Below are 3,636 nucleotides of genomic sequence, written 5' to 3'. Positions count from 1 at the left end.
CTCGACTGCGCGCGGGAGGCGCGCGCCAGGGGGCTTCGGAACGTCTGCCACTCGAACGGGTTCATCAATGAGGAGCCTCTGCGGGAGCTCTGCGGGTATCTGGACGCTGCCGACATAGACCTCAAGGGCATGAGTGAGGACTACTACGCGACGATGACGGGAGGTTCGCTCGAGCCGGTCCTGAGGACCCTGAGGATCCTCAAGGAGGAGGGCGTGCACGTCGAGATCACGAACCTGGTGGTCCCGGGCAGGAACGATGATCCGGAACTCGTGCGCTCCATGTGTCGCTGGATCCACGATGAACTCGGGCCCGACGTGCCGCTTCACTTCTCCCGGTTCCACCCATGCCACCGGCTGACCGACCTGCCCCCGACGCCCGTCGAGGTTCTCGACCGCTCGCGGGCGATCGCGATGGAAGAAGGGCTCAGGTTCGTCTACATAGGGAACGTGCCCGGTCACGAGGCGTCGTCGACGTGGTGCCCGGAATGCGGCGAGCTCCTCATCCGCAGGATCGGCTACGATGTCGAGGTCGTGAGCCTCGAGAACGGCCTCTGCGGGGCCTGCGGGGCGTCCGTTCCCGGCGTCTGGGAGTAGTCCATGAGCATGTTGACAGGGACATGTCCCTGATATAGAGTAAAGCGTTGAGGCGGGCTCGCGCGTCGCGGGTCCGTCGGCGACCGACAGCCCCGTACCAGCAAGGAGGCACGAGATGCGCTTCACCATGGCGGCCCTGATGGTGGTCTTTCTGGCCGCCGCCGCCTCGGCCGATCTGATCCAGGTGCCGGACGAGGACGCCGGCATCGTCGCCATCCAGCAGGCGCTCGACATGGCCGGTTCCGGCGACACGGTGCTTGTTCTCGCGGGCGTCTACGACAGCGTCAACATGTTCACGACGGTCTACGGACAGCGGTCGGCCATCGCGAGCGTGCCGGACGGTGTGACGCTGATGGGTGAGGACACGGACGACGTCGAGCTCGACCAGACGGAGGCCGAGTATGGGATCCTGCTGCAGAACGTGGGCTCCTCGACGGTCGTCCGGAATCTGACGATCGTCGGCGGAGTCGGTCGTGACCGGGGCAGAGAGGATGATGGGGACGGCCGGAGCCTGGTGGCCGCCATCGGCTGCCTGCAGGATGCGAGCCCGACGATCACCGATCTCAGGATCGAGGAGTCGGCGACCGGTTTCGTCATCCGGTCCGGATCGGCGCCGAGCATCCAGAACTCGCTGGTCGCTCGCGGCAGTCACCACGGGGTCTTCATTTACGAGAACGGCGCCACGCCCGCCATCCTCGATCACCTGACGATCGTCGACAACTTCGACATCGGCGTCAGGGTGAGCGGCGGGAACGCGCAGATATCGAACTGCTCGATCACCCACAACGGCAAGGAAGGCATCAGCGGCTACATCACTGCTCCGACGGTCGAGTACTGCAACGTCTACGCGAACGACGAGGTCTCACCGGAAGGGGAGCCGCAGAACTACGAGGGCACGCTCGACGACCTGACCGGGATCGACGGCAACATCTCCGAGGAGCCGTTCTACTGCGACTTCTCCGGAAGCGTCGGCTACGACTACTCCGTCTGCTTCGACTCTGAGAATCTGGGGAGCGGCGTCGGCGGGACCAACATCGGCGCGTTCGGCGGAGGGTGCAGCGACTGCGTCGAATCGCTGGTCGAGGCGTCGTCGTGGGGGGCCATCAAGGCTCTCTACCGCTGACCACGACGCGAGCATAGCAACAGACGACACGCCGGGGCGTCCACCAGGACGCCCCGGCTTCTCTTTGTCCGTTCGGCGGCGCTCACCGGTCGGTCGATCTCCGTCCCGCGACGGCGGAGAGGAGCGCCGCGACCACCCCGCAGTTCACGAGGGTGACGGCCACCATGGCGTCACCGATCCCCATGACGGGCAGGAGCACGACCGCCGCGACGGGAGCCGCCAGGGCCGAGCCGGCGAGGTCGGCGGCGTAGAGCCGCCCCGGCCCGCGGGGGGATCCGGTCCGGTCGCTCAGGAGGGCCGCGGCCATGGGGAACTGGACGCCCGCGAGCAGTGCCGTTCCGACGACCATCAACAGGAAGACAGGCGTCCCGCCGGCGAGCGTCCCGGGGGCGGCCTGCGCAAGGCCCGACACGGCGGCCCAGAGCCCGAGCGGGACGAGGGCGATGCCGGTCGACAGGGCCACGTAGGCTCGCGGTCTGGACGTTCCCGCGAGCAGGGTGCCGAGCGCGCCGCCGGCCGCCAGACCGCCCATGAACGCCGCCGTGATCAGGGCGACGTGCCCGTAGACGTATCCGTAGAGACTCTGATAGGCGTTGAGGGCCGCGATCTCCAGCGTGATCTCGGTCGCGCCGACGACCGCGATAGAGAGAACGACCGCCGTCCGGAGGCGGGAACGCACTCTGCCGAGAAGAGCCAGGGTGGCCATGACCAGAGCGAGAAGGCCCGCGGTGCTCAGCTGCGCAAACCTCCGGCCGGCCTCGAGAAGGCCGGGTGCTCCGGAGAACTGCCGGTTCCAGAGGACGAGGCTTCTGTAGTAGCCCGATGGCCTGAGGTCCGTGTTGAGCTCGATCGTCGCCTCGTCGAGCGACCGATCGAACGTCTCGACGCGCTCCGCGCGAAGGCGGTCTCTGAGGTAGTAGCCGCGGACGAAGGCCGTGTCCAGACCGCGCGACCTGATGCGGGAGGAGAGCGTCTCCGCATCGCGAGTGAGCGGACGATAGCCGGCGAGCATGTGGCACGGGTCGCCCGGGAGGGCCGCGACGTGGGGGTAGACCGCCCCGAGCGAAGCCCTGAGAGAGGCGAGGAAGGACGCCAGATCATCCGACAGGTAGTTCTCGGACGAGTTCACGCTCAGGCCGACGACGCCGTCGTCCGCCAGACAGGCGGCGATCTCCGAGAAGAACCCTACCGTGTAGAGGCGGTTGAGCTGGAGCGTCGTTGGGTCGGGTGCGCTGACGATCACGCAGTCGTACGGGCCCTCGGCGGCCTTCACGAACAGCCTGGCGTCACCGAAGTGGACCGTGACCCGCGCGTCGTCGAGGCCGTCCGTCATGGCCGGGCCGTGTACCTCGCGGGCCTCCGCCACGAGCTCCGGATCCAGCTCGACGTAGTCGAGCGATTCGACATCGCCGTGCTTGAGGATCTCAGCGACGGCGCCGCCCAGGCCGCCCCCTGCCAGGAGCACACGTCGGGGCGCGGGATGCTGAAGAAGAGCCATGTGGACCGCTTCCTCAGCGGCCCTCCGGTCGGGCGCCGATGCCACGAGGACCCCGTTCTCGAAGAGGCTCTCCTGGCTTCCGTAGCGCGTGGCGACGATCCTGCCGTGAACCGAGTTCCGCGAGGAGACGAACCCGAGGGAACGCCATCTGAGTGCGAGCATCCGTTCGTCGAGCGCGTCCGAGACGGGAAGCGCCGTTACGACGACGGCGAGAACGGCGAGCGCCAGGGGTCCGGCGCGCCGGACCGGTCGCATGCTTCCGGCCGCGGCCGCCGCCACGGCGAGTCCGAGGAAGGCGATCCTGAGCGCCGACCAGTTGGGCAGCAGGGCGAAGCTCAGGATGAGACCGGCCGCGACGGCCCCGGCCGCCTCGAGCATGTAGACGCGTCCCGCGCTCCGGGCCGCCCGGTCACCTCCCGCG

3 protein-coding genes are annotated in these 3,636 nt (G+C 68.2%); 2 read left to right on the top strand and 1 reads right to left on the bottom strand.

Annotation, left to right across the window (positions count from 1 at the left end; all coding sequences use genetic code 11):
• Window positions 1-594 (top strand): radical SAM protein (locus GF405_10595; protein MBD3368599.1); only part of this gene is annotated, 594 nt, incomplete at its 5' end.
• 115 nt (window positions 595-709) lie between these two features.
• Window positions 710-1,717, top strand: a complete 1,008-nt coding sequence (locus GF405_10590) for a hypothetical protein (GenBank protein MBD3368598.1) — start codon at window positions 710-712, stop codon at window positions 1,715-1,717.
• Window positions 1,718-1,799: 82 nt separating this feature from the next.
• Here the strand turns inward: GF405_10590 and GF405_10585 are convergent.
• Window positions 1,800-3,636: hypothetical protein (locus GF405_10585; GenBank protein ID MBD3368597.1), on the bottom strand; the 1,837-nt coding region annotated here is incomplete at its 5' end.

This window comes from Candidatus Effluviviaceae Genus V sp. (assembly GCA_014728125.1).
Taxonomy (GTDB): domain Bacteria; phylum Joyebacterota; class Joyebacteria; order Joyebacterales; family Joyebacteraceae; genus WJMD01.
This window is presented reverse-complemented; position numbering and strand designations above follow the sequence as displayed.

Bases quoted from the DNA above. Each gene is read 5' to 3' on its own strand.
- GF405_10590 (MBD3368598.1), top strand. From the start codon at position 710: ATGCGCTTCACCATGGCGGCCCTGATGGTGGTCTTTCTGGCCGCCGCC.